Below are 25,125 nucleotides of genomic sequence, written 5' to 3'. Positions count from 1 at the left end.
ATAACTACGCTTCGAGCGGAGGAACTGGGGTGAGTGGCGCAGCGAAGTAAAGGAGGAGCCCACACAGCGGGCGGGGGACATGAGCGGAGGCATTCACCCCTGGTCCTCTGCAGGCGAGGAACACACGCCGCATATTCCCGCCTGCCAAAAGCAAAACGGCGCACAAGGCGCCGTTTTCACAGAAGCTGAACTTCTTATTCTGTCTTGAACAGAGCCGCCACTTTGCGCTTGGGCTTGATGTTGGCCGAGATGCTCCGTGTGGTCGTACGGGCCGTAGCTTCCCACGACGGGGTTGATGCGGCTTCAGCCACGACCGGAGCCGGTTCGTAGGGTTTGTCAAAGAACGGATCGCGCGAGACCGGCACCGGGCGGGTGTAGTCGTTGCGCGGAGCGCGGGGTACGCGGGGGCGACCAGAGTCGTCACGGGGTCCGCGGCCTTCGCCACGACCGGCGCTGCGGCCGTTGTCGCCACCGACACTGCTGCCATCTTCGTGGTACATGCGGCGGCCATCGTTGATACGGCCTTGCTTGCGGATATCGGGCTGGTCTTCTTCAAACTCCACCGCTTCGAGTTCGATCTTGGTCTTGATCAGCTTCTCGATGTCGGCCAGCAGGCGGGCATCATTGCCACCACCCACAAAAGTCACTGCCAGACCGGCCGCACCGGCACGGCCCGTGCGACCAATGCGGTGGACATAGTCTTCGGCGTTGAAGGGGATGTCGAAGTTGAACACCGCAGGCACATCCTTGATGTCCAGACCGCGCGCGGCCACATCGGTACACACCAGCAAATCCACTTCGCCCTTTTTGAAGGATTCCAGCGCCTTCAGGCGCTCGTCCTGGCTCTTGTCACCGTGCAGTGCAGCGGTTTTGAGACCTTCGTGCTCCAGCGAACGGGCCAGGCGGGCACAGCCCAGCTTGCTGTTCACGAATACAAACGCCTGCTTCATGCCGCGTTGCTTGAGGATCTGGTGCAGCGCGTGGCGCTTGCTGTCTTCGTTGACGCTGTAGAAATGCTGTTCCACGGTGGAAGCCGTCGCGTTGGAACGCGCCACTTCGATGGTCACCGGGTTTTGCAGGTAGCTGTTGGCCAGGCGCTTGATTTCAGGCGAGAAGGTCGCGCTGAACAAGAGCGTGGTGCGCTGCTTGGGCAGGTAGGACAGGATGCGTTGCAGGTCCGGCAAGAAGCCGATATCCAGCATGCGGTCGGCTTCGTCCAGCACCACGTACTCAACCTGGTTGAGCACGGCGTTTTTGGCTTCGATATGGTCCAGCAGACGGCCGGGCGTGGCCACCAGCACTTCCACGCCTTTTTTCAGCTCCAGGGTCTGGGGCTTCATGTCCATGCCGCCAAACACCACGGCGCTGCGCAGGTTGGTGTACTTGGCGTACAGCTTCACTTGCTGGGCGACCTGGTCGGCCAGCTCACGGGTTGGCAGCAGCACCAATGCGCGCACGGGGTGGCGGGCAGGAGAGGTGGAGGCGTTTTCGTGCTTCATGAGGCGCTGCAACAGGGGCAACGCAAAAGCGGCTGTCTTGCCGGTACCGGTCTGGGCGGCGCCCATCACGTCTTTGCCGGTCAGCACCACAGGGATGGCCTGGGCCTGGATCGGGGTCATGGACTCGTAGCCCATCTCGGCCACGGCGCGCGCCAGTGGGGCGGCCAGTTGCAGCTGGGCAAAGGCCATGATGGGGGTGTCCGCGTTCAGTTCGTTGGAAACTGCGGGGGCAACGGAAGGGGTCAGTTCAGTATTCAAGTCGGTCAGGCATAGCCAGTTGTGTGCTATCCATCCGATAGCGGGGCGCCCTCTAGGTCTGGGGGCAAACCCGCATTATCCTCTAAGAGCCTGTTCAGGGTCTTTTTGAGGTCACGTTGGGACGCAATCGGGATGAGTTGTCTGCCAACATTTCGCCGTGTGGGCTCATGCCCATGCAAGGGGTTTGGTGGGCAAGTCGCCCGATTTCGTCCCAACCCGAAGGGCAAGTGCCTTTTCGGGCGGTCTGCGGCGTTGCAAAGCCTTGCCGGGCACCAGCCCGACTGCGTTTTGCGCCTAGCAGCCCATCCCGAAAAGGCACTTGCGTGGCCCCAAAAAGACCTTGAACAGGCTCTATTGGCCCCAAATCCGCCCGTTTTCAGAGTTTCCGGGTCGAAAAGGTGTCGCAACCGCGCACGCTGCCGCCCTGCAAGCCGGTGTTGAACCAGCGCTGGCGCTGGGCGCTGCTGCCGTGGGTAAAGCTCTCGGGCACCACGGCGTGGCCGCTGCCGCGCTGCAGGGCATCGTCGCCAATTTTGGCGGCGGCGTTCATGGCCTCTTCCACATCACCGGCTTCCAGCAACTGGCGCGCATTATTGGCGTGGTGGGCCCAAACACCGGCAAAACAGTCGGCCTGCAGCTCCAGGCGCACGCTCAGGACGTTGGCTTCGGCGGTGCTGGCGCGGCTGCGCGCCTGCTGCACCTTGGTGCTGATGCCCAGCAGGTTTTGCACGTGGTGGCCCACCTCATGGGCGATCACATAGGCCTGGGCAAAGTCGCCAGGCGCACCCAACTGCTTTTGCAGGGTTTCGTAAAAACCCAGGTCGATATAAACCTTCTGGTCAGCAGGGCAATAAAACGGGCCCATGGCACTTTGGCCCTGGCCGCAGGCGGTAGGCGTAGCGCCGCGGAACAGCACCAGTTTGGGCTTCTGGTAGTCGGCACCACCTTTTTTGAACACATCGGTCCACACGTCTTCGGTATCGGCCAGCACGGTGGAGACGAATTTGGCCATGCGGTCGTCTGCGGGTGGGCGCTTGGCCGGGGCTTGCTGCACCTGCGCGGTCGGCGCACCGTCGCCACTGAGCAGGCCCAGAATCGTCAGCGGATTGATGCCCAGCGCCCAGCCACCGACCAGGGCGATGACGATGGTGCCCGCACCGATGTTGCGGCCGCCCAGCAGACCTCCGAGCAAACCGCCCAGACCGCCGCCTCCCGAGCCTCCACCGTCACGGCGGTCTTCGACGTTGTCCGATTCGCGGTTGCCTTCCCATTTCATGCTGGCCTCGTCATGTAGTACTCAGGGTGGTGCTGGCGGATGCGCCAGCGTGTGCGCCACTGTACTGCAGCGCGGGCAGGCCACAGAGGGGCTTGTAATAGGTATGCGCTCAGTGGTGCAGCGAGGCCGCAACCAGCGTGGCCACGGCGTGGCTAGGTTCGTCGTCAAAGTAGGCCACCATGCGCACCGCCAGCTCACGCAAATTGGCGTCGTCCAAGGTGCGGGCCTGGGTGAGTTTTTCCACGGCGTACGGGCGGCTGCCCAGCATCATGGACTCGTTCACACACTGGCCCTGGGCCGCCATTTGCAGCATGAACGCCGAGAGCAGCTCACACGGCCAGTACCGGCACGGGTGTGCCACCGGGCCCCATTCGTCCCACTGCGCTGCAAAGCCGTCCGCCGCCGCAGGGGCAGAGGGAAAACTGGAAGATGTATCAGTAGCAGCCATGGTCAACTCCTTTTGCACCGTGCAAGGTCCAGAACCAAGTTGAATACTAGGAAATGGAACTGCCCTCCACCATCGGCCAAATGGCCGACGTGTTGTAGGAAAGAAGGAGGTTTTTTACAAAGCTTTTCTCAAACCGCTTTGTAAGTGAACGCCAACTGGTCTGGTCCGGCTTTTATGCCTTAGGGGAGGTCCCGCGAGCTTGGCCCCGGTTCCCGGTTGCAATCCCTGTCAGGGTGTGGCTTTTTGGCTCGTCGAGCTTTCTATGAACTGGGCCAGTTCAGCCGACCAGTCGGCGGACTCGGGTTGCAGTTCCTGCAAGGACGCAATCTCGACGCCGGCGTCCGCCAGCATCTTTTCAGACGCCCCATTCACGCGCTCCTGGTGCTCCTTCTTGTCCAGATAGACCACGCGTTTGATACCGACCTGGATGATGGACTGCACACACTTGGGGCAGGGGTACTGGGTGGCATAGATGGTCGAACCATGCAACGGCAGCGTTGTGCAGTTGAGGATGGCGTTCTGCTCGGCATGGACGATGTAGCTGTGGCGCGAGTTCAGCGGGTCGCTGTCGTCGTCCTGCCAGTAGTGCTCGTCATTGTCATCACAGCCGCGCGGCAGGCCGTTGTAGCCCACGCCGGAAATCTTGTTATCCGGGCTGACGATACAGGCCCCGTTGCGCTTGCGCGCGTCCTTGGAGCGGCCGGACGCCAACAGCGCCACGCCCATGAACATCGAATGCCAGTGGAGCAGGGGAAGGTTTTTCATGGATGGGCGGGTTCAGGCGGGGGACATTTGCTTTATCAATCGGTCGTCCCCCAAGCCTATCACTCCTGCCGGATGGACACCAAAGCCCGCGGGCCGTGCGTGGGGCGGCCACGCCGTTCCAGCAGGACCGACGCCGCAAACACAAACAGACCAATGAACGACAGGAAGGCGCCCACATAACCGGTGGCGGCATAACCGTAGCCAAAGGCAATGGCCAGACCGCCCAGCCAGGCGCCCAGGGCATTGGCGATGTTGAAGGCCGAGTGCATGGACGCGGCCGCCAGTGTCTGGCCATCTGCCGCCACATCCATGAGCCGCGTCTGGATGGCCGGGCCGGCGGCAAAGGTGCAACCGATCAGGAACACGGACGTGCACAACATCCAGGGCGTGGCAGCGGTGAGGCTGAACAGCGTCATCACCACGATGTTGAAGACCAGCATGCCGCCTATGGTGCCCATGAGCGCGATGTCGGCCAGCTTGGAGCCCACCACATTGCCCACATTCATGCCGATGCCGAACAGGACCATGATCACCGGGATCATGCCCACCGGCATGTGCGCCACTTCGGTCGCCGTGCTGGCGATGTAGGAGAAGATGGAAAACATGCCGCCAAAACCGGTCGCGGCGAGCGTGAGTGTCAGCAGCACCTGCGGATGGGTGAAAGCCACCAGTTCCCGCACCACGCTGGCGCCCACGGCGGGTTTGTCGCGTGGCAGGTAGATCCAGATGAGCGTCACGGTCAGCACGCTGATCAGTCCTACGGCCAGGAACATGACGCGCCAGCTGAGGTACTGGCCAAACAGCGCCATGACCGGTGTGCCGACCAGCGTCGCACCGGTCAGCCCCAGCATCACGTAGCCGACGGTGCGCGCCCGCATATCCAATGGAACCAGCGACGCGGCCACCAGCGCAGAGACGCCAAAGTAAGCGCCGTGCGGCAGACCCGACAAAAAGCGCAACACGATGAAGCTCAGAAAATCCGGCGCAACTGCGCTCGCCAGATTGCCGACGGTGAAAACCGCCATGAGGATCAGAAGCAGCGTGCGGCGCGAGGACTTGGCGCCCGCAATGGCAATCAGCGGTGCGCCTACGACCACGCCCAGTGCATAGGCGCTGATGACATAACCGGCCTGCGGGGTGGTGACGGCAAAAGTGCTTGCCACATCCGGCAGCAGGCCCATGATGGCAAATTCACCGGTACCGATGGCGAAGCCGCCGCAGGCCAGCGCCAGAATCACCAAAACAATCTGTATCCGTGTCAACGGGCTGGCCTCTTGGGCCTCTTTCACCGCTTCTGTCGCAATCATGGTTTCCTTGGGGGGCGGTGCGTCGCACCTTTGTGTTGAGCGGGGAGCCGTGGTTTGGCGTCATCCCGTGGATGGCCAGAACTATAAGGGATTACCCTATAACCCTTCGTAGCAATGCTATGAAATCAGGAGCTTCTTGCGCAGTACCTGTAAGGGTTAGCGCCCTAAATCGCTTGGGAAATGACGGTGCGCTCGATCAGGCGGTCGTCGCCCAGCACGATCAGCGAGAACAGCAACTCGTCCAGGTTGGACGCCAGCGCCGTTTTGCGCGCCAGCAAGGGCGTGGCTTTGGGGTTGATGATGACAAAGTCGGCCTCGCAGCCGGGCAGCAGGTTGCCCACCACACCGTCCAGCCCCAGCGCGCGCGCACCGCCCGCCGTGTGTTGCCACCAGAGGTGCTGGGGCGAGAGCGACAGGCCGGGCTTGGTCTGCCCTTCCCGGCCCACGTAGTAGGCGGCCAGCATGGTGTGGAACGGGCTGAACGAGGTACCACCACCGACATCGCTGGCCAGGCCGTAACCAAAACCAATGCGGTCTGCGCCTTCGTAGTCAAAAAAACCGCTGCCCAGAAACAGATTGCTGGTCGGGCTGATGGCGGCCACCGCGCCGGTGTCGCGCATCAACGCGCGGTCAGCGTCGTCAAAGTGGATGCAGTGGGCATAGATGGCGCGCTTGCGCATCAGGCCAAAGTCGTCGTAGGTGGCGAGATATGAACGGGATGCAGGGAACAGTTCACGCGCCCAGGTGATTTCGTCCTTGTTCTCGGCCACGTGGCTCTGGATCCACACATCGGCGTATTGCCGGGCCAGTTCGCCCGCGCCGCGCAGCTGCGCGTCGGTGCTGGTCGGTGCAAAGCGCGGGGTGATGGCGTAGCCCAGACGGTCCTTGCCGTGCCATCGCTGGATCAGTGCCTCGGTGTCGCGCAGGCTTTGCTCGGTACCGCTCACGGCGCCCTGCCCCTGGTTCAGCAGATCGGCCGGGGCGTGGCGGTCCATCAGGCACAGACCGGTGATCAGGCGCAGGCGCTGGGCCTGCGCTTCGGTGAAGAGCGCGTTGACCGATTCGGTGTGCGAGGTGGCAAAGGTGAGCGCCGTGGTGACGCCGTTGCGAAGCAATTCCGCTATAAAAAATGCAGCTGCCTGCGCACTGTATTCGGGGGCTGCAAAGCGTTTTTCTTCTGGAAATGTGTAGTTCTCCAGCCATGGCAGCAAACCGGGTGCGGGTGAACCGATCACATTGGTCTGTGGGTAGTGGATATGCAGGTCGATGAAACCGGGCGCGATGATGCGCCCCGGCAGATGCTCCACCACTAGCTGCGGGTAGCTATCTTTAAGTGCGCGCCAGGCGCCAATGGCCTGCACCACCTGCACGCCCTGGGCATTGGGGCCGACGACCAGCAGGCCGTCTTCTTCAAACAGGGCTTGCGGCGAGGCTGCGTGAGGCCCCGCGCTGTGCGGGGCAAACCAGAGAAGGGAGGCGCGGTAGGCTTTCATAGGTTGCAAGCTTAAACCGGCCGCCCCGCCCGGCTATATGGCGTGGCGAATAAGCCTTATCGACGCATGCAAGATCAGCGACTCAGTTTGCCTTGCACACCCGCCACCAGCCAGTTCATGTTCAGAATCTTGTCGTCGCTCAGGGTCTGGCCCTTGGCGATGACTTCGTGGCCTTCGTTGTCCAGCACGGCTGCGATGGCATGGAAGGGATGCAGCTTGCCCGCGGCAATATCCTTCTGGCGCTGCAGCACTTCGGCCTGCACGGTCTTGGGGGTCTTGCTGCCAAAGTCGCCGACGCGGATCATCCCTTCCTTGACACCACCCCACACGCCCGCGCTCTTCCAGGTGCCGGCCAGCACGGCCTTGGCACGCGCTGTGTAGTAGGCACCCCACTCGTGGGTGACGGCGATGATCTGGGCATCGGGCGCGATCTTGCGCATGTCGGAGTGGTAGGCCACGGCCATCTTGCCGCGCTCCTGGGCAGCCGCCATCACGGCGGTGGAGCCAGTGTGGAAGGCGATCACGTCCACGTTCTGGTTGAACAGGGTCATGGCCGCATCACGCTCGCGCGGCGGATTGAACCATTCGCCCAGCCACACCACCTTGACTTCGGCCTTGGGGTTGACCGAACGCAACCCCAGCGTGAAGGCATTGATGCCCTGCAACACTTCGGGGATCGGGAAACCCGCCACGTAACCGGCCAGATTGGTTTGGGTCATGCGGCCCGCGGCGATACCGGCCAGGTAACGGCCTTCGTAATAACGCGCGTTGGACACGGCCACATTGGGTGCGGTCTTGTAGCCGGTGACGGACTCGAACTTGACGTCCGGGAACTCCTGCGCCACTTTGAGCGTGGGTTCCATATAACCAAAGCTGGGCGTGAAGATCAGCTTGTTGCCCTGGCGCGCCAGATCGCGGATCACGCGCTCGGCATCGGGCCCTTCGGCCACGTTTTCGACAAAGCTGGTTTGCACCTGTTTGCCCAAAGCGGCTTCCACCGCCTTGCGGCCTTCGTCGTGCTGGTGCACCCAGCCGGCGTCGGACAAGGGCGCGACATAGACAAAACCGATCTTCAACGGCTCTGCCTTGACAGCATCTTTGGATTGGGAAAAAGCACCGCTAGGTGCCAGCGAAAAAGCGCAGGCCGCCACGAACGTGGCTGCGAGGTTTTTGTACATGGTAGTCCTCTACATGGCTCCGAAACACAAAAGGCAAGGCCCGCCGGAGCAGCGGGCCTTGGACGTATTTTAACCGGCGTGCTTCTGCAACAAACGGAATGCTGTCGCACACCGGTATTTCTGGCACAGCTCTTGCAATCCCATCTTGGATACAAGATTGGACCCAACAATGGTGCAAAACATTACCCAGAAGGCCGGAGCGCCCCAGGCCTGGATAGAACATATTGAACCGCCACTGGCTGGCAGTGCCAGTGGCCCGCTGGCCGGGCTGCGCTTTGCCATCAAGGACAACATCGACGCGTTCGGTTGGCCCACGACTGCGGCCTGCAAGGAGTTTGCCTACCTGCCCAAGGCACACGCCAGCGTGGTGCAGAAGCTGCTCGATTCTGGTGCGACGCTGGTCGGCAAAACCAACCTGGACCAGTTTGCCTGTGGTCTCAACGGCACACGCTCGCCCTACGGCGCGGTGCCCAACGCTTTCAACCCCGACTATGTCTCCGGCGGCTCCAGCGCAGGCTCGGCCTATGTGGTGGCCAACGGTGAGGTGGACTTTTCATTGGGCACCGACACCGCAGGCTCCGGGCGCGTACCGGCGGGCCTGAACAACATCGTTGGTATCAAACCCAGCAAGGGACTGTTGAGCACACGCGGCGTGGTGCCAGCGGCGCAGAGCGTGGACTGTGTCTCCATCTTCGCGCGCACGGTGGATGTGGCTGCGCGTGTGTTGCAGGCAGCCATGGGGCCAGATGTACAAGACCCGTATTCGCGCACCTTGCAACTGGCCAGCCAACCCTTTGGCAAAAGCTTCCGTTTTGGTGTGCCGTCCACACTGGAGTTTTTTGGCGATACCGCCGCAGAAGCCGCTTTCGCACAGGCGCTGGAGAGACTCACCGCCATGGGTGGTGTGGCCGTCTCCATTGACTACACACCGTTGGCCCAGGCCGCTGCACTGTTGTATGAAAGCGCACTGGTAGCAGAGCGCTACGCCGCCATCCGCCCGTTCTTCGATGCCCATGAAAACAAGGTGATGGAGCCGGTGCGCAGCATCATTGCCCGGGGACGCGACTTCAGCGCCGCCGACCTGTGCACTGCGCAGGCGCAATTGCGCGCCTATGGCCAGCAGGCTGCAGCCATGTGGGGCGGCATCGACGTGCTGCTGGTGCCCACCGCACCCACGCACTACACCATTGCCGCCATGCTGGCCAACCCAGTGGTGCTGAACCGCAACCTGGGGGCCTACACCAACTTTGTGAACCTGCTGGACTACGCCGCCATCTCCGTCCCCAGCAGCATCCGGCCCGACGGCCTGCCGTTTGGCATCACCTTCATCGGCCCGTGCGGCAGTGACTGGCAACTGGCCGAATTAGGCCAGCGCTACCACCATGCCAGCGGCATGCTGCAAGGCGCGTTGCAATTGCCTCTGCCTGCACCTGAACCCATCGCTGGCCTGGCGGACAGTGGCTCGCGCATGAAGGTCGCCGTGGTCGGCGCACACCTCTCAGGCATGCCGCTCAACGGACAGTTGACCGAGCGCGATGGCCGCCTGCTACAGGCCTCCACGACGTCTGCCAATTACCGCCTCTACGCCCTGCCCGGCACCGTGCCACCCAAACCCGGCCTGCGCCGCGTTGCCGCGGGTGGCGCTGCCATCGCACTCGAAGTGTGGGACATGCCACAGGCACAGATAGGCAGCTTTCTGGCGCTGATTCCGCAGCCGCTGGGCCTGGGCAATGTGGAACTGGCCGACGGCACCTGGGTCACCGGCTTCATTTGCGAAGGCCATGCCCTCGAAGCCGCCCAGGACGTCAGCGAACACGGCGGCTGGCGCGCCTACGTGGCATCGCGCAAACCCAATTGATTTCAAACACCCAAACCCCTTAACCCTGAACTGGAACCACCATGACCCGACAAGAAGCCCCCACCTCCGAGATCACCACCGGAGCCACGCGTCGCAGCCTGCTCAAGCACGGCGCAGCGGCACTCGGTGTGCTGGCCGCACCCGCCATCGTGCGCGCCCAGAGTGGCCTCAAGATTCGCATCGGCTACTGGCCCGTCGCAGCCGGTTTGCCCTTCTTTGCGGCGGTGGAGAAAGGCTACTTCAAAGAAGCCGGCCTGGACGTGGAGGCGCTCAAGTTCGCCGGTGCGCAGCAGGTGATGGAGGCCATGCTGGCCGGCCGCAGCGACGGCAGCGCCAACGGCACCGGCTCGGGCAACCTGGGCGTGGGTGAACTGGCGTCGCCCGGTCTGTTCAAGATCATCGCCACCAACCCGAGCAATGCCAAATACGTGCTCGATGAGTTTCTGGTGCCCAAGGACAGCCCGGTCAAAAGCATTGCCGAACTCAAAGGCAAACGCGTGGCCTCCGGCCCCGGCATCCAGAACAAGGTACTCGCCACGGTGGTCCTGGAACGCGCAGGCGCTACCGGCGCCACCGTGATGGAGTTGCCCATTGGCCAACACGTCGCCGCGCTGGCCGCAGGCCAGGTGGACGCCGTGTACACGCTGGAGCCCACGGGCACGGTAGGCCGCCTCAACGGCACCACGCGCATGCTCGAAGCGGGCGTGATTGCCAAGTACATCCTGGGCGATGCGCTGGCCCCATGGCACGGCGGCTCGGCCACGCTGACCACCGAGTTCATCAAGAAATACCCGGCAGAGGCCAAGAAATACATCGCCGCCTACGCCAAGGGCATCGAGCTGGTGCGCAGCAAACCCGACGAAGCACGCCAGTACCTCAAGGGCTACACCGCGATCGAAGGCCCGCTCACGGGTGAAGTGCCACTGGCCTCGTACATGCTCTACAACGAGTTCAAACCGGCCGACATTGCTGCGTTCCAGAAGTTCTTTGACCTGTTCACCGAAAAAGGCGTGTTCGAGAAGAAGCTCGACGTGGCCTCCATGTTGTTCAAAGGCTAAGCGATGGCTGACGCATCCACCCCCGTTGCCACCAAACCCTGGGCCGCAGGTGACGCGGCGCCTGCGGCCACCGCGGCACCCAAGCGCATTAACTGGGGGCGCCTGCTGCCCTTTATCGGCCCGCTGGTGCTGTTCATCGTCTGGGACCTCGTGGTGCGCGCGGGCTGGATACGCGCCATCCTGTTGCCACCCCCGTCGGCCACCGTGGCCACGCTGGTCACCGGCTTGCTCGGTGGCCCGCTGTTGACCGACTTTGCCGTAACCGTGTGGCGCACGGTACAGGCCTTTGTGATTGCAGCCGTGGTGGGCGTGCCGCTGGGTGTGCTCTTGGGCAGCAACGAGAAGGCCTACCGCAGCGTGGAGTTTCTGATCGATTTCTTCCGCTCCACGCCCAGCTCGGCGCTGATCCCGTTGTTCCTGCTGATCTTTGGTGTGTCCGATATCAACAAGGTGGCCATCGCAGCCTTTGGCGCCTTTTTGATCGTGATCTTCAACAGCGCCTATGGCGTCATCAACGCACGCAAGCAGCGTGTCATGGCCGCCAAGGTGATGGGCGCATCCAACTGGCAAATCTTCCGCGATGTGCTGGTGTGGGAGAGCCTGCAACCGACCTTTGTGGGCCTGCGCTCTGCCGTGTCCATGGCGCTGGTGATTGTCATCGTGGCGGAGATGTTCATTGGTTCAGACGCCGGCCTGGGCCACCGCATCATCGACGCGCAGCAGGTGCTCAACGTGAAGACCATGTACGCCGCCATCCTGGCCGCCGGTGCGCTGGGCTACGCCCTCAACATCCTCTTTTTAGTGGCCGAGCGCCGTATCGTGCATTGGAGTGGAAGATGAACGCAGTTCTCAACGGCCCGGTGTACGCCGATGTACCCGCCCCTGTTTTCACTCCGGGCCCCGCAGGCACCCACATCACCATCCGTGGTCTGACCAAGTACTTTGCGGGCTGGCCACTGTACGAAAACTTTGACCTGGACATCCCCAAGAACAAGATCGTCTCGGTGTTCGGGCCCAACGGTTGCGGCAAGTCCACACTGATCAACATGATCGCCGGGCTGGTGCCCATCGACAGCGGCGAAATCCTGTTCGACGGCAAGTCGCTGAAGGACACCAAGATTGGCTACGTGTTCCAGAACTACCGTGAGGCCATGTTCCCATGGATGCGCACCATCGACAACATCGCCTACCCCCTCAAACTGGAGGGTAAGTCCAAAGCCGAGGTGGACCGCCGCATGGCCGAACTGGTGGCCTCGTTTGATGTCAAGTTCGACCTGAACCGCTACCCCTATGAACTCTCGGGTGGCCAACAACAAACAGCGTCCATCATGCGTGCGCTTGCGCCCAAGCCCGAGGTGCTGTTTCTGGACGAACCATTCTCGGCGCTGGACTTCGAGATGACGCTGTTCATCCGCGAGAAGCTGCAAGAGGTGTTCATGCAAACCGGCACCACCATGCTGCTGGTCTCGCACGACCTGGAAGAAGCCGTCTACCTGGCCGACGAGGTGCTGCTGCTGACCAAACGGCCGACCAAGGTGGCCGAAATCCTGCGCTACAACGACCCGCGCCCACGCACCGTGGAAACGCTGAGCGAGCCCAGCTTCATCCAGACCAAAAAGCTGAGTCTGGAAATCTTCCAGCGCGAGGTGCGCCGATGACAGAGGCAGAAATCCTGAGCTACGTGCAGGCCAGCGCCGCCGCGCTGGGCCTGCCGCTGGACGCAGGCCGCACCCAGCGTGTGGCGGCACACCTGACGCGCACGGCCGCGCTGGCGCAGCTGCTGCTGGATGCCCCCATGGAGCCACACGACGAGCTGGCCGAAATTTACAAGCCTTTGGACTTTCAGCCCGCATCCAACATGCGCAATAAGCTATGAAAACAGGAGCAGATGAGATCGGTGACATGACCAGCTTTGCGCTGGCCCGGGCCATCGCGGCGGGCGAGATCAGCGCGCGTGAGGCCACGCTGGCCAGCATCACGCGGATTGACAGCACCGACGACGCCATCAACGCCTTCACCAGTACCAGCTACCCGCGCGCCCTGCAGGAGGCCGACGCGGTGGACGCGAGACGTGCGCGCGGCGAGGTGCTGCCCCCACTGGCCGGTGTGCCCTATGCGGTGAAGGATTTGTTTGATGTGGCCGGTGAGGTCACGCGTGCCGGCTCCAAGGTCAACCGCAACAACCCGCCCGCTGCACAAGACGCATTTTTGGTTTCGCAAATGCAATCCGCCGGTGCGGTGCTGGTGGGCTCACTCAACATGGACGAGTACGCCTACGGCTTCACCACCGAGAACACGCACTACGGCCCCACCCACAACCCGCATGACCTGACGCGCACGGCAGGCGGTTCGTCCGGTGGCTGCGGCGCAGCGGTGGCGGCACGCCAGGTGGGCATCGCCTTGGGTTCGGACACCAATGGCTCGATCCGCGTGCCCTCGTCGTTCTGCGGCATCTGGGGCCTGAAGCCCACGTTCGGGCGGCTGTCGCGCCGCGGCTCCTACCCGTTTGTGCAAAGCATTGACCACCTCGGCCCGTTTGCCGATTCGGTGGAGAGCCTGGCGCTGGCTTACGACGTGCTGCAAGGCCCGGACCCGCTGGACCCCGGCAGCCATGCACTGCAGGTGCAGCCCGTAGGCTCCCTGCACCAAGGCGTGCAAGGCTTGCGCATAGGCTTGTTGGGTGGCTACTTCCATGAATTCGCCACCGCCCCGGCACGTGAGGCCGTACAGACCGCGGCACAGATGCTCGGTGCCATGGACGCCGTGGAGTGGCCCGACGCCGCACTGGGCCGGGCTGCCGCTTTCATCATCAGTGCCAGCGAAGGCGGCAGCCAGCATCTGGAAGACCTGCGCACGCAAGCCGACGACTTCGAGCCGCTGTCGGTAGACCGCTTTATTGCCGGTGCGCTGATCCCCGCCGCCTGGTACCTGCGCGCGCAGCGCTTTCGCCGCATCTACCGCGACAAGGTCAACGCCCTCTTCCAGCATTGGGATGTGTTGCTGGCGCCGGCCACGCCGGTAGCGGCGCCGGTACTGGGCTCCGAGTGGCTGGACATCAACGGCACGCAAATGCCCACACGCCCGTCCATCGGTCTGCTGACCCAACCCGTCTCGTTCGCCGGTTGCCCCGTGGTGGCGGCACCGGTATGGCCCAGCGGCACCGGTGGTCTGCCCATCGGCGTGCAGATCATTGCCGCGCCCTGGCGCGAAGACCTGGCGCTGCGTGCGGCGTTTGCGCTGCAGGCAGCTGGCATTGCACACCTCAAAACTGTGGAGCTTTAACGTGGACATCAATATTCCCGAAGTGCTGGCCGAAGTCACCCTGCAATGCGAACGGTATGAGTACGCACTGGTCAACAACCAGGTCGATGTGCTGGACGAACTGTTCTGGAACAGCCCGCACACGCTGCGGTATGGCGCCACCGAAAACCTGTACGGCTATGACGCGATTGCGGCGTTCCGGGCCGGGCGTCCATCACAGGGTTTGCAGCGCGCCGTGCTGAAAAACGTGATCACCACCTACGGCCGCGACTTCGCCACCGCGAACGTGGAATTCCAGCGCCTCGGCAGTGCCAAAACCGGCCGCCAAAGCCAGACCTGGATGCGCACACCCCAGGGCTGGCGCGTGGTCGCCGCCCATGTGAGCCTGCTGGGCTGAAACGCACCCTGCAAACAGGCACACATATTGCATCCAATCTTGGATACAAGATTAATGCTCCCTATTCAGCACCATCTTGATGCATCCCTTTCAACGTCCCCATCCACCGGAGAACCGAACATGCACCCCAGCAAACTGAATCGCCGCGACACCCTCAAATCCCTGGCCGCACTGAGCGCTGCGGGCACCCTCGGCGCCTGGAGCCAAAGCGCCCTGGCGCAGAAGCCGCTCACGGTGGGCATCATCTATGTGGGGCCGCGCGACGACTACGGCTACAACCAGGCACACGCCCAGGCCGCTGCCGAAATCAAGAAGATGGCGGGCGTGAAAGTGGTGGAAGAAGAAAACGTGCCCGAAACCGCTGCGGTGCAAAAGACCATGACCGGCATGATCGTGCAGGACGGTGCCTCGCTGGTCATCCCCACCTCGTACGGCTACTTTGACCCGCACATCCTGGCACTCGCCCCCAAATACCCCGACGTGCGTTTTGCGCATTGTGGCGGCCTGTGGACCGAAGGCAAACACCCCAAGAATGTGGGCAGCTTCTTTGGCTATATCGACGAGTGCCAATACCTCAACGGCGTGATTGCCGGCCACATGAGCAAGAGCGGCAAGATCGGCTTCGTAGCCGCCAAGCCCATCCCCCAAGTGCTGCGCAACATCAACGCCTTTCTGCTCGGCGCGCGCTCGGTCAAGCCGGGTATCACTTGCAGCGTGATCTTCACCGGTGAATGGTCCATGGCCATCAAGGAAGCCGAAGCCACCAACAGCCTGGCCGACCAGGGCGTGGATGTATTCACCATGCACGTGGACGGCCCCAAGGTGGTGGTCGAGACGGCAGCCAAACGCGGCAAGATGGTGTGTGGCTACCACGCCAGCCAGGCCAAGCTGGCTCCCAATGCCTACCTCACCGGTGCCGAATGGAACTGGACCACGGCCTACAAGACACTGATCGAAGCCGCCCAATCCGGCAAGCCGCACCCCAACTTCCTGCGTGGCGGCCTGAAGGACGGTTACGTGAAGATGTCTCCGTACGGCGCGATGGTCACAGACGCTGCCAAGAAAAATGCCGATGCCACCAAGGCCCAGATGCTGGCCGGCACTTTCGACATCTTCAAGGGCCCGATCAAGGACAACAAGGGCAACGTGGTGATCCCCGCAGGCAAGAGCTTCAAGCAGACCGACATTGCGTTGGAAGGCATGAACTACCTGGTCGAAGGCGTGATCGGTTCCATCTAACACCCGCACCCGCCGAAAGCTGCCATGCGCGACACCCTGTACGACATCGGGCTCCCCATTCTGGCCATCGCTGCGGCATTGGCCGTGTTTGGCGTGTTTGTCAGCTTTGCCGGGGTCAACCCGGTGGACGTATGGATGCTCTTGTTCAAGGGCGCGTTTGGCGACGCGTTCTCGTGGCAGAACACCCTGCAGCGCGCCGCGCCGCTGATGCTCACAGCGCTGTGCGTGGCGGTACCGGCCCGTGCAGGGCTGGTGGTCATTGGCGGTGAAGGCGCACTGGTATTGGGCGGGCTGGCCTGTGCGGCAGCCGCCTACTACCTGCCACTCCCCGGCAACGTCATCGGCACCGCTGTGGCGTGTGCTGCGGGTGCCGTGGTGGGGGCGTTATGGGTGGGCCTGGCGGGCTGGCTGCGCCAGTACCGCGGCATCAACGAGACCATCAGCAGCCTGCTACTGGCCTACATTGCCATTGGCCTGTTCAAGCACCTGGTGGAAGGCCCGCTGCGCGACCCCGCCAGCCTGAACAAACCATCGACCCACAGCGTGCCCGAACCCCTGCTGATGGGCGGCATTTTCGGCACCGACGTGCACTGGGGCCTGGTGCTGGGCGTGTTGGCCTGCCTGGGATTGGCCGTGTGGATGCGCTGGACGGCGTCGGGATTCTCGGTCCGCGTGGTGGGTGGCAACCCGCGCACCGCGCAGCTGATGGGCCTGCCTGCATCACAACTGATTTTGACGGCCTGTGTCATTGGCGGCGCATGCGCCGGGCTGGCAGGTTCGGTCGAGGTGTTGGCGGTGCACACCAATGCCAATGCGTCCTTGATTGCCTTTTATGGCTACACCGGCATTCTGGTGTCCTTCATCGCGCGCCACCACCCGCTGGCCATCATTCCGGTGGCCATTCTGTTTGGGGGCTTCGGGGCTGCGGGCAGTTTGCTGCAGCGCCGCCTGGGCCTGCCGGACGCATCGGTGCTGGTGCTGCAGGGCATGGCTTTTGTGCTGATTCTGGCCAGCGAAGCCCTGCGCGATGTGAACTGGAAGAGCCTGATGACCAAGCTCATGCGCATGGCCGGCCCTGACCCGGATGCCAAGACAACCACCGAAGGAACCCCATCATGACACCAGACCAATGGGTGGCCCTGTTTGCGGGCATCGTGGGCGGCGCACTGCGTGTGGGCACACCGTTTCTGTTTGTGAGCCTGGGCGAATGCCTGACCGAAAAATCCGGCCGCATCAACCTGGGCCTGGAGGGCGTGCTGGTGCTGTCCGCCATGGCCGCATTCGGTGGCGCCTACCTCAGTGGCTCGCCCTGGGTGGGAGTACTGGCAGGGGCGCTGGCCGGCGGCTTGCTGGCAGCGCTGCACGGTGCGCTGTGCTCGCTAGCGCGGGTCAATGACGTGGCTACTGGCATTGCACTGATGCTGCTCGGTACTGGCTTGGCTTTTTATCTGGGCAAGCCGCTGATCCAGCCCCAGGCACCGCAAATCCCGGCGATGGAGCTGGGGCTTTGGAGTGATTCCTCCGCTGTGCGTTCGGCCCTGCAGGTGAACATGCTGCTGCCGCTGGGCCTGGCGCTGGCCGTGCTGATGTGGTGGGCCTTCAAGCGCACGCGTTATGGGCTGCTGGTGCGCATGGCCGGTGATTCGGCCAATGCCGCACGGGCACTGGGCTATTCGGTGGTGGGCATTCGCGTGCTGGCTACCACGCTGGGCGGCATGATTGCCGGCCTGGGCGGGGCATCCCTCACCCTGTTCTACCCCGGTAGCTGGAACGAAGGCATCTCCAGCGGGCAGGGCCTGATTGCCGTGGCACTGGTCATCTTTGCGCGCTGGAGCCCCTTGCGCTGCATCATGGCTGCCGCCCTATTTGGCGGTGCGGGCGCCATTGGCCCTGCCCTGCAGTCTGCGGGCATTGGCTGGGGCTACCACCTGTTCAACACCGTTCCGTATGCGCTCACGCTGCTGATTCTGGTGATCACGTGCAAACCCGGCAGCGTGGCCCAGGGCAGCCCGGGCGAGCTCTCTTCCCGCTGACCCACCCACAGCACCGCCAGCACCATGCACATCCACGCCAACCCTTACGCCTGGCCCTGGAACGGCGACCTGCGCCCTGACAACACGGCCCTCATCGTGATCGATATGCAGACCGACTTCTGCGGTGCCGGTGGTTATGTCGACAAGATGGGCTACGACATCTCGCTGACGCGCGCGCCTATCGAGCCGCTCAAGGTTTTGATGGCCGCGCTGCGTGCCGCGGGCTACCCGGTCATGCACACGCGCGAGGGACACCGCCCCGACCTGTCGGACCTGCCGGCCAACAAGCGCTGGCGCTCGCAGCAGATTGGCACCAACGGCGTGGGCATTGGCGACGCAGGTCCCTGCGGGCGCATTCTGGTGCGCGGCGAGCCGGGCTGGGAACTCATCCCCGAGCTGGCACCGTTGCCCGGCGAGGTGGTGATCGACAAACCCGGCAAAGGCTCGTTTTACGCCACCGACCTGGAGCTGGTGCTGCGCACGCGCGGCATCACCAACCTGTTGCTGGCGGGCATCACCACCGACGTGTGTGTGCACACCACCATGCGCGATGCCAATGACCGCGGTTTCGAGTGCCTGCTGCTGTCCGACTGCACCGCTGCCACCGACCACGGCAACCATCTCGCCGCGCTGAAGATGGTCACCATGCAGGGCGGCGTGTTTGGCGCTCATGCGCCCTCAAGTGCTGTTCTGGCAGCGCTGTCCAACACCACCGTTCGCCCTGAGCCTGTCGAAGGGATTCTTCAATGACCTCTGCCACCCTCACCACGCCCATTGGCGCCCTGCCCGCCCAGACCGGCGCGCTGGCGCTGGACACTTACGAGCTGACCAAGCGCTTCGGCAGCTTCACGGCCATGGACCGCGTGACGATGAAGGTCGAACCCGGCACCGTACACGCCTTGCTCGGCGAAAACGGCGCCGGCAAAAGCACACTGGTGAAATGTGTGGCCGGCTTTCAGCGTGCCGAAGAAGGCAGCATCATGATTGACGGGCGCGAGCAGGACATTGCCAACCCCGTCATCGCGCGTGCCTTGGGTATCGGCATGGTGTACCAGCACTTCACGCTGGCACCGGGCATGACGGTGGCCGAAAACCTGCTGCTGGCAGCCGACAAGGTGCCGTTCCTCGTCGACTGGAAAGCCAAGCGCGCCGAGCTGCAGGCCTTTTTAGGCACCACACCGTTCAGCCTGAACCTGGACGCCTGCCCGGCCGACCTGGCGGCTGGCGAGAAACAGAAGCTGGAGTTGCTCAAACAGCTGTACCTGAAGCCGCGCCTGTTGATCCTGGACGAACCGACCTCGGTGCTGACACCGCAGGAGGCCGACGAAGTGCTGGGCCATATCCGCGACTTTGCGCGGCGCGGCGAATGCACCGTCATCATCATCACGCACAAGTTCCGCGAAGTCATGGCCTATGCCGATGCGGTCACCGTGCTGCGCAAGGGCAAGGCCGTGCACCACTGCCGCGTGGCCGACACCACGCCCGCGCTGCTGGCGCAGGCCATGATGGGCGAATCCGCATCCACCGCAGATTCAGAAGAAAAAGTGCCTGTAGCCCCCGTGGAGTCTGCGCAGGCAGCTCCTGATTCAATAGCAAAATCCGGCATCCCGGCATTGCAGGTGGAAGACCTGCACGCGCTGGGCGACCGTGGCACGCTGGCCGTGCAGGCCTTAAGCCTGTCCGTCATGCCCGGCGAAATACTCGGCATTGCCGGTGTCTCCGGCAATGGGCAACGCGAGCTGGTGGAGGCCCTGGTGGGCCAACGCACCCGGCTCTCGGGCAAGGTCAGCGTCATGGGCCAACCCTACCTCGCCACGCGCCAGGAGAACCGCGAACTCAAGGTGCGCAGCCTGCCTGAAGAACCCCTGCGCAATGCCTGCGTGGGCGACCTGAGCGTCGCTGAAAACATGGCCCTGCGCGACTTTGACCAGCCGCCGCTGGCGAGTTCGGCGTTCGGCGGCGTGCTGCGTTTCCCGACCTGGCGGGCCCGCGCCCGCGCATGGATCACCGAGTACGGCATCAAGACCCAGGGCGAAAACGCCCCCATCCGCAGCCTGTCGGGCGGCAATGTGCAGCGTACTGTGCTCGCGCGCGAACTGGCTGGTGACATCAATGTGCTGATCGCCGCCAACCCGGTGTTCGGGCTGGACTTTGCCGCCGTGGCCGAGATCCACAGCCGCCTGCGCCAGGTGCGTGGTCGGGGCGCCGGTGTGCTGCTGATCAGCGAAGACCTGGACGAACTGCTGGAGCTGGCCGACCGCATTGTGGTGATGAGCGAAGGCCGTATCGTGTTCGAGACCAGCGCCGCGGCCGCCGACCGCCACGTGCTGGGCGCGCACATGGGCGGCGGCGCGCATGGGGACGCCCATGGCGACACCGCATCAACTGCTACCATTCCTGCTGAAAAAGCCGCCGCATGACCTCGCCCTCCTCCCCCGTTCTCTCACTGCCCGCCACGCCCTTTGCCTACGACTTTGCCGTGGCCCACACGGCGCTGGTCATCATCGACATGCAGCGCGATTTTGTAGAGCCCGGCGGCTTTGGCGAAACCCTGGGCAACGATGTGTCGCTGCTCACGGCCATCGTGCCGGCCTGCCAGACTATGCTGAGCGCTTGGCGCAAAGCTGGTGGCACCGTGGTGCACACCCGCGAGGCGCACAGCGCCGATCTGTCAGATTGCCCTCCCGCCAAACGCAACCGTGGCAACCCGAAACTGCGCATTGGTGATGTGGGCCCCATGGGCCGCATCCTGGTGGCGGGTGAGCCAGGCAACCAGATCATTCCCGAGCTGGCGCCCATGCCCGGCGAGATCGTCATCGACAAACCCGGCAAGGGTGCGTTTTATGCCACCGGTCTGCAGGAGATGCTGGCCGAACGTGCCATCACCCACTTGCTGTTCATGGGCGTGACCACCGAGGTGTGTGTACAGACCTCGATGCGCGAAGCCAACGACCGCGGTTATGACTGCCTGCTGCTGGTGGACTGCACCGAGAGTTATTTCCCGCACTTCAAGGCTGCCGCCGTGGAGATGATCCACGCGCAAGGTGCCATCGTCGGCTGGACCGCGCCCAGCACGATGGTGTTGACGGCGCTGGCAGCATAGTGGCAACCCCAAAACCCACCACCGAACGCATCTCGCGCGCCGAAACGGTGTACGAGCAACTCAAGCGTGATGTGGCCGAATTCCGGCTGGTGCCCGGTGACCGCTTTACCGAGCAGTCGGTCTGCGCGCGGCTGGACGTGTCACGCACCCCGGTGCGCCAGGCGTTGACCCGCCTGCAGCAGGAAGGCTATGTCGAGGTCATGTACCGCAGCGGCTGGCGCGTGCTGCCCTTTGACTTTGACAAGTTCGAGCAGCTCTATGACCTGCGCATGGTGCTGGAGTCCACCGCTGCGCACCGCTTGTGTGAAGACGGTCTGCACGCCGCCAACACCAAAAACCGCGCGCTGCTGGATGGCCTGATTGCGCGCTGGCTGGTCCCCGTGGCCGAACGCAGCACCGACGCCGCACTGGTGAGCCAGTGGGACGAGGCCTTTCACTGCACGCTGGTGGAGGCCGCAGGCAACGCCGAAATGGCGCGTGTGCACCGCGACGTGACGGACCGCATCCGCATCATCCGCCGGTTGGACTTCACCAAGCAGGCGCGTATTGACGCCACCTACGACGAACACGGCAAGATCCTCAAGGCGATACGCGCCAAGCGTGGCGACCAGGCCGCCATGCTGCTGCGCGCGCACATTGCCACCAGCCAGGCCGAGGTGCGCAAGATCACGCTGCACCAGATGCACATGGCGCGGCAGGTCTAGTGCCGCTGCAGTGCCTGCTGGGCTTGGGGCCTAAAGGTGCTGCATCTCCCACCAGCTGAACAACACATCGCGCAGGGCAGCGCCGTCGTCTTCGCCGTAGTAGACGTCGAGCCCGGCTTGCTTGAGGGATGCGTATTCGGCCTCGTCCAGTTGCACCTCCACCGGGCTGATACGCAGCGGCACATTGGTGAAACTGGCCTGGTAGGTCGGGTCGCGCCGCAGGGCGCGCTCCACCTTGATCTGGGGTTGTTTGAAATCGGCCGGGGTGCGCTGGTTGGTGTAACTGGTGAGGGTCGGCACGCTGGCCAGATCACGTGCACTGGCACGCCAGATTTGCAGCTTGACGGCTTTGAGCGAAAAGTTGCTGGTGCGCATGATGTCGGCGCCGCAGATATTGGGCACCGCCAGCAGGTCCATCAGCGCCAGCAGGTCGACGTGGTCTCCCGGCTTGGAGCGCTGGCGCTGGATGTGGCCGCGCCCGCCGTGCACCTCGGTGCTCATGAACAGGTTGAACGAGTCGTGCACATCGTCGGGCGTGAGGCCGTATTCGCGCTGCGCCTCGGCCTGGATGTCATGGCAGTTGGTGTGCACCGGCATGCCGTAGCTGGACTCATACAGGTAGGCACTGCAGCGCGGGAACAGCACATCGTTGCACTGCGCCGTGTCTTCCTGGATATACATCATGGCCCGCTCGCGCGGCGGAGCCGACCACAGGAAATGCCCCGTGGTGGGCAGCAGGCCGTGCACCGTTCTTGTGCGACCGGTGTGCATGAACTCCTTGTAATCGTGCAGGTTGAAGCAGTTGAAGTCCAGGCACTGCCCGCCCTCGATCTGCTCGATGCGCAAAAACTGCCCTTGCTTCAACTCCAGCGCCTTACCGGTGCCGGGCTCGATGACCAGTTCTTGCAGCAGTTCGCGCGTGGCGTCCAGCCCGCTCACATCGGGTGCGGCCACTACCGGCCGCACCGGTGCAGGCAGCGCACGCTCGTTCAGGGCGCGCTTGACCAGTGCGGCGCGGTCCGGCGCGGCGCCCAGCGCCACGGTGTTGTCGATCAGCGTGAGCTGCTGCTGGTTCAGCAGAAGGGTGATGGTGCGGCTTGGCATGGTGCTCCTTTGCGGTGTAAATCTTGTATACGTGATTGCATTGAAAGCGAGCAATGAACATGCCAGATGCGCCCGGAACCACCACCTGACCGCGCCTCTCCATGGTGCGAAAGTGCATGAAATGGCTGGCACAGAGTTTGCTGCTAGGCACACCACATTTTGTATACCTGCTGTGCCAAACTTACTGACCCCCGCAAAAAAAGCCGACCTCGCCTACAAGTCGATTCGGCGCGCCATCATCGAACAGGCCCTGGGCCCCGGCACCAAGTTGCCGGAAGACCAACTCGGACTGCAGTTTGGTGTGAGCCGCACCTTAATTCGCTCGGTGTTGAGTCGCTTGTCCTCCGAGGCGCTGGTCGACATCGGCAACAAACGCACCGCCACCGTGGCCCAGCCCAGCCTGGACGAAGCCCGTGCCGTGTTTGAGATGCGCCGCGCGCTGGAAGCCGAGGCCGTGCGCATGGTGATGGCACGCTGGCAGCCCGCCATGGGCGCCGCCCTGGAAGGCCATGTGCGCCAGGAAGAACAGGCTGCACGCGACGGCAAAGCGCCCGTGGCGGTGCGGCTGGCCGGTGAATTCCACACCCGGCTGGCGCAGATGACGGGCAACCCACTGATGGAACGTTACCTGTCGGAGGTGGTGACGCGCTGCTCGCTGATCCTGGCGGTGTACGGGCGCCCCCACTCGTCCGACTGCGCCTGCAGCGAGCACCACGGCCTGATCGACGCCTTTCGCCAACAAGACACCGAGCGCGCTATCCAGTTGATGGCCGAACACATCCACGGTATTGAGAAACGTGCGCTGCTGCCCGAGCTGTTCCACGACGGCCAGGAACTGTCCAGCGTGTTGTCACGCTACACCGAAGAGCTGAGCACACCCGAGACCACCGTGGCGCTCCAACCCGTGCTGAAAACCGTGCGCAAAGCGGCGCCCAAACGCCGCGCGTCCGGCGCATGACATTTCCTCCATTTTTGCCGTCCCTTCCCGCCTGTCCTTAACCTTTAGGAGTTCACCATGACATCACCTTCTTTTGACCGTCGCCAGTTTCTGGGCAGCAGCATCGCCGGTGCCGCCGCGCTGGCCGTGGGGGGCTCGCCGCTGTCTGCGCTGGCGCAGGGCAAAACCACCACGGTGGGCATCATTTACGTGGGCCCGCGTGACGACTACGGCTGGAACCAGGCCCATGCCGTGGCCGCGAAGGCGCTGAGCCAGGTGCCCGGTGTGAAAGTGGTGGAAGAAGAAAACGTGCCCGAAACCACGGCCGTGCGCAAAACCCTGGAAGCCATGGTGCAGACCGACGGCGCTTCGCTGATCTTCGGCACGTCGTTCGGCTACTTTGACCCCTTCATGATCGACATGGCCAAGAAGTACCCCAAGGTGGAGTTCCGCCACCCCACATCGCTGTGGTCTGCCGACAAACACCCCATGAACCTGGGCGGCTATTTCTGCTTCCTGGACCAGGCGCACTATGTCAACGGCGTTGCCGCCGGCCTGTCCACCACCAGCAACAAGATTGGTTATGTGGCGGCCAAACCGATCCCAATTGTTTTGCGTAACATCAACGCCTTCATGATGGGTGTGCGCAAGGTCAACCCCAAGGCCACCGTGCAACTGGTAATCACCGGCGAATGGTCGGCGCCGGTGCGTGAGGCAGAAGCCACCAACTCGCTGATCGGCTCCGGCTGCGACGTGATTGCCTGCCACGTGGACAGCCCCAAGATCGTCATCGAAACGGCCGAACGCAAAGGCGTGAAGACCCTGGGCCATAACGCGTCGCAAGCCAAGTTGGCGCCCAAAGGCTTCATCACCGGCGCCGAGAACAAATGGGAAACCGTGTACAAGTCGTTCGCGGCCAAGATCGCGGCCGGCGAAAAACTGCCCAACACATTCTTTGGTGGCTACGACAAGGACATGGTGCTGAGCACCCCGTTTGGTGCCGGTGCTACCGAAAAAGCCCGCAATGCTGCCACCGCAGCCATTGCCGAGATGAAGGCCGGCAAGCCGATCTTTGTGGGCCCCATCAAGAGCAATACCGGCAAGGTCGTCATCGACAAGAGCTACGGTCTGTACGATCCCTTCCTGGACCACATGGACTACCTGGTGGAAGGTGTGGTCGGTTCTCTCTGAACACCTGACACGCAAA

General features: G+C 63.2%; 24 protein-coding genes. 16 read left to right on the top strand and 8 right to left on the bottom strand.

Annotation, left to right across the window (positions count from 1 at the left end; genetic code table 11):
- Window positions 1–194 precede the first annotated feature (194 nt).
- The 7 genes from RS694_RS05050 to RS694_RS05020 form a co-directional block, all read right to left on the bottom strand.
- On the bottom strand, window positions 195–1,688 hold the full coding sequence (locus RS694_RS05050) for a DEAD/DEAH box helicase (RefSeq protein WP_029709359.1): 1,494 nt from the start codon (window positions 1,686–1,688) through the stop codon (window positions 195–197).
- A 445-nt stretch (window positions 1,689–2,133) separates the two neighbouring features.
- Entirely contained in the window at window positions 2,134–3,033 is a 900-nt protein-coding gene (gene ypfJ / locus RS694_RS05045; RefSeq protein WP_029709358.1) for a KPN_02809 family neutral zinc metallopeptidase, read from the bottom strand.
- A gap of 109 nt (window positions 3,034–3,142) precedes the next feature.
- Window positions 3,143–3,481, bottom strand: coding sequence for a hypothetical protein (locus RS694_RS05040; RefSeq protein ID WP_076069989.1), 339 nt, complete (start codon window positions 3,479–3,481; stop codon window positions 3,143–3,145).
- Between the two features lie 228 nt (window positions 3,482–3,709).
- Window positions 3,710–4,246 carry a deoxycytidylate deaminase gene (locus RS694_RS05035; protein WP_076069430.1) on the bottom strand — a complete coding sequence of 179 codons (537 nt, stop codon included), beginning with the start codon at window positions 4,244–4,246 and terminating at the stop codon, window positions 3,710–3,712.
- Window positions 4,247–4,305: 59 nt separating this feature from the next.
- The gene (locus tag RS694_RS05030) at window positions 4,306–5,553 is read right to left on the bottom strand and encodes an MFS transporter (RefSeq protein WP_029709354.1); all 1,248 of its coding nucleotides are present in this window, start codon (window positions 5,551–5,553) and stop codon (window positions 4,306–4,308) included.
- A 164-nt stretch (window positions 5,554–5,717) separates the two neighbouring features.
- Entirely contained in the window at window positions 5,718–7,046 is a 1,329-nt protein-coding gene (gene guaD / locus RS694_RS05025; RefSeq protein WP_029709352.1) for a guanine deaminase, read from the bottom strand.
- A 74-nt stretch (window positions 7,047–7,120) separates the two neighbouring features.
- On the bottom strand, window positions 7,121–8,224 hold the full coding sequence (locus tag RS694_RS05020) for a BMP family ABC transporter substrate-binding protein (protein ID WP_029709351.1): 1,104 nt from the start codon (window positions 8,222–8,224) through the stop codon (window positions 7,121–7,123).
- Window positions 8,225–8,393: 169 nt separating this feature from the next.
- Here RS694_RS05020 and atzF point away from each other — a divergent pair, with 169 nt between their 5' ends.
- From atzF to RS694_RS04950, 14 genes are all read left to right on the top strand, one after another.
- Window positions 8,394–10,082, top strand: coding sequence for an allophanate hydrolase (gene atzF, locus RS694_RS05015; RefSeq protein ID WP_081708710.1), 1,689 nt, complete (start codon window positions 8,394–8,396; stop codon window positions 10,080–10,082).
- 41 nt (window positions 10,083–10,123) lie between these two features.
- A complete protein-coding gene (locus RS694_RS05010) occupies window positions 10,124–11,140 on the top strand; it encodes an ABC transporter substrate-binding protein (RefSeq protein ID WP_029709349.1) in 1,017 nt (338 codons plus the stop codon).
- Window positions 11,141–11,143: 3 nt separating this feature from the next.
- Window positions 11,144–11,980 carry an ABC transporter permease gene (locus RS694_RS05005; protein ID WP_029709348.1) on the top strand — a complete coding sequence of 279 codons (837 nt, stop codon included), beginning with the start codon at window positions 11,144–11,146 and terminating at the stop codon, window positions 11,978–11,980.
- Entirely contained in the window at window positions 11,977–12,798 is an 822-nt protein-coding gene (locus RS694_RS05000) for an ABC transporter ATP-binding protein (protein WP_029709347.1), read from the top strand. Before RS694_RS05005 ends, RS694_RS05000 begins: the two co-directional genes overlap by 4 nt.
- Complete coding sequence (locus RS694_RS04995; RefSeq protein WP_029709346.1) at window positions 12,795–13,016, top strand: AtzG-like protein; 222 nt, start codon at window positions 12,795–12,797, stop codon at window positions 13,014–13,016. Before RS694_RS05000 ends, RS694_RS04995 begins: the two co-directional genes overlap by 4 nt.
- A complete protein-coding gene (locus RS694_RS04990; RefSeq protein ID WP_241464179.1) occupies window positions 13,013–14,422 on the top strand; it encodes an AtzE family amidohydrolase in 1,410 nt (469 codons plus the stop codon). Before RS694_RS04995 ends, RS694_RS04990 begins: the two co-directional genes overlap by 4 nt.
- Window position 14,423: 1 nt before the next feature.
- On the top strand, window positions 14,424–14,798 hold the full coding sequence (hpxZ, locus tag RS694_RS04985) for an oxalurate catabolism protein HpxZ (RefSeq protein WP_029709343.1): 375 nt from the start codon (window positions 14,424–14,426) through the stop codon (window positions 14,796–14,798).
- A gap of 120 nt (window positions 14,799–14,918) precedes the next feature.
- Complete coding sequence (locus RS694_RS04980; RefSeq protein WP_029709342.1) at window positions 14,919–16,037, top strand: BMP family ABC transporter substrate-binding protein; 1,119 nt, start codon at window positions 14,919–14,921, stop codon at window positions 16,035–16,037.
- 24 nt (window positions 16,038–16,061) lie between these two features.
- Window positions 16,062–17,156, top strand: coding sequence for an ABC transporter permease (locus RS694_RS04975; protein WP_029709341.1), 1,095 nt, complete (start codon window positions 16,062–16,064; stop codon window positions 17,154–17,156).
- Window positions 17,153–18,070, top strand: a complete 918-nt coding sequence (locus tag RS694_RS04970) for an ABC transporter permease (RefSeq protein WP_029709339.1) — start codon at window positions 17,153–17,155, stop codon at window positions 18,068–18,070. The genes RS694_RS04975 and RS694_RS04970 overlap by 4 nt, the downstream gene beginning before the upstream one ends.
- A 24-nt stretch (window positions 18,071–18,094) precedes the next feature.
- On the top strand, window positions 18,095–18,820 hold the full coding sequence (gene biuH / locus RS694_RS04965; RefSeq protein WP_051392089.1) for a biuret amidohydrolase: 726 nt from the start codon (window positions 18,095–18,097) through the stop codon (window positions 18,818–18,820).
- Complete coding sequence (locus RS694_RS04960) at window positions 18,817–20,490, top strand: ABC transporter ATP-binding protein (protein WP_051392088.1); 1,674 nt, start codon at window positions 18,817–18,819, stop codon at window positions 20,488–20,490. The genes biuH and RS694_RS04960 overlap by 4 nt, the downstream gene beginning before the upstream one ends.
- A complete protein-coding gene (locus RS694_RS04955; RefSeq protein WP_029709336.1) occupies window positions 20,487–21,173 on the top strand; it encodes a cysteine hydrolase family protein in 687 nt (228 codons plus the stop codon). The genes RS694_RS04960 and RS694_RS04955 overlap by 4 nt, the downstream gene beginning before the upstream one ends.
- A complete protein-coding gene (locus tag RS694_RS04950; protein ID WP_029709335.1) occupies window positions 21,173–21,877 on the top strand; it encodes a GntR family transcriptional regulator in 705 nt (234 codons plus the stop codon). Before RS694_RS04955 ends, RS694_RS04950 begins: the two co-directional genes overlap by 1 nt.
- A gap of 30 nt (window positions 21,878–21,907) precedes the next feature.
- Here the strand turns inward: RS694_RS04950 and RS694_RS04945 are convergent, their stop codons facing one another.
- Window positions 21,908–22,981, bottom strand: a complete 1,074-nt coding sequence (locus tag RS694_RS04945) for a DUF1989 domain-containing protein (RefSeq protein ID WP_051392086.1) — start codon at window positions 22,979–22,981, stop codon at window positions 21,908–21,910.
- 172 nt (window positions 22,982–23,153) lie between these two features.
- Between RS694_RS04945 and RS694_RS04940 the strand changes: the two genes are divergently transcribed.
- Window positions 23,154–23,939, top strand: coding sequence for a GntR family transcriptional regulator (locus RS694_RS04940; protein ID WP_076069413.1), 786 nt, complete (start codon window positions 23,154–23,156; stop codon window positions 23,937–23,939).
- Window positions 23,940–23,996: 57 nt separating this feature from the next.
- Window positions 23,997–25,109 carry a BMP family ABC transporter substrate-binding protein gene (locus RS694_RS04935; RefSeq protein WP_029709332.1) on the top strand — a complete coding sequence of 371 codons (1,113 nt, stop codon included), beginning with the start codon at window positions 23,997–23,999 and terminating at the stop codon, window positions 25,107–25,109.
- Window positions 25,110–25,125 lie beyond the last annotated feature (16 nt).

The sequence above is a fragment of the Rhodoferax saidenbachensis genome (assembly GCF_001955715.1).
Taxonomy (GTDB): domain Bacteria; phylum Pseudomonadota; class Gammaproteobacteria; order Burkholderiales; family Burkholderiaceae_C; genus Allorhodoferax; species Allorhodoferax saidenbachensis.
Note: the sequence above shows the minus strand (reverse complement) of the source record. Positions and strands in the feature narration are given on the sequence as shown.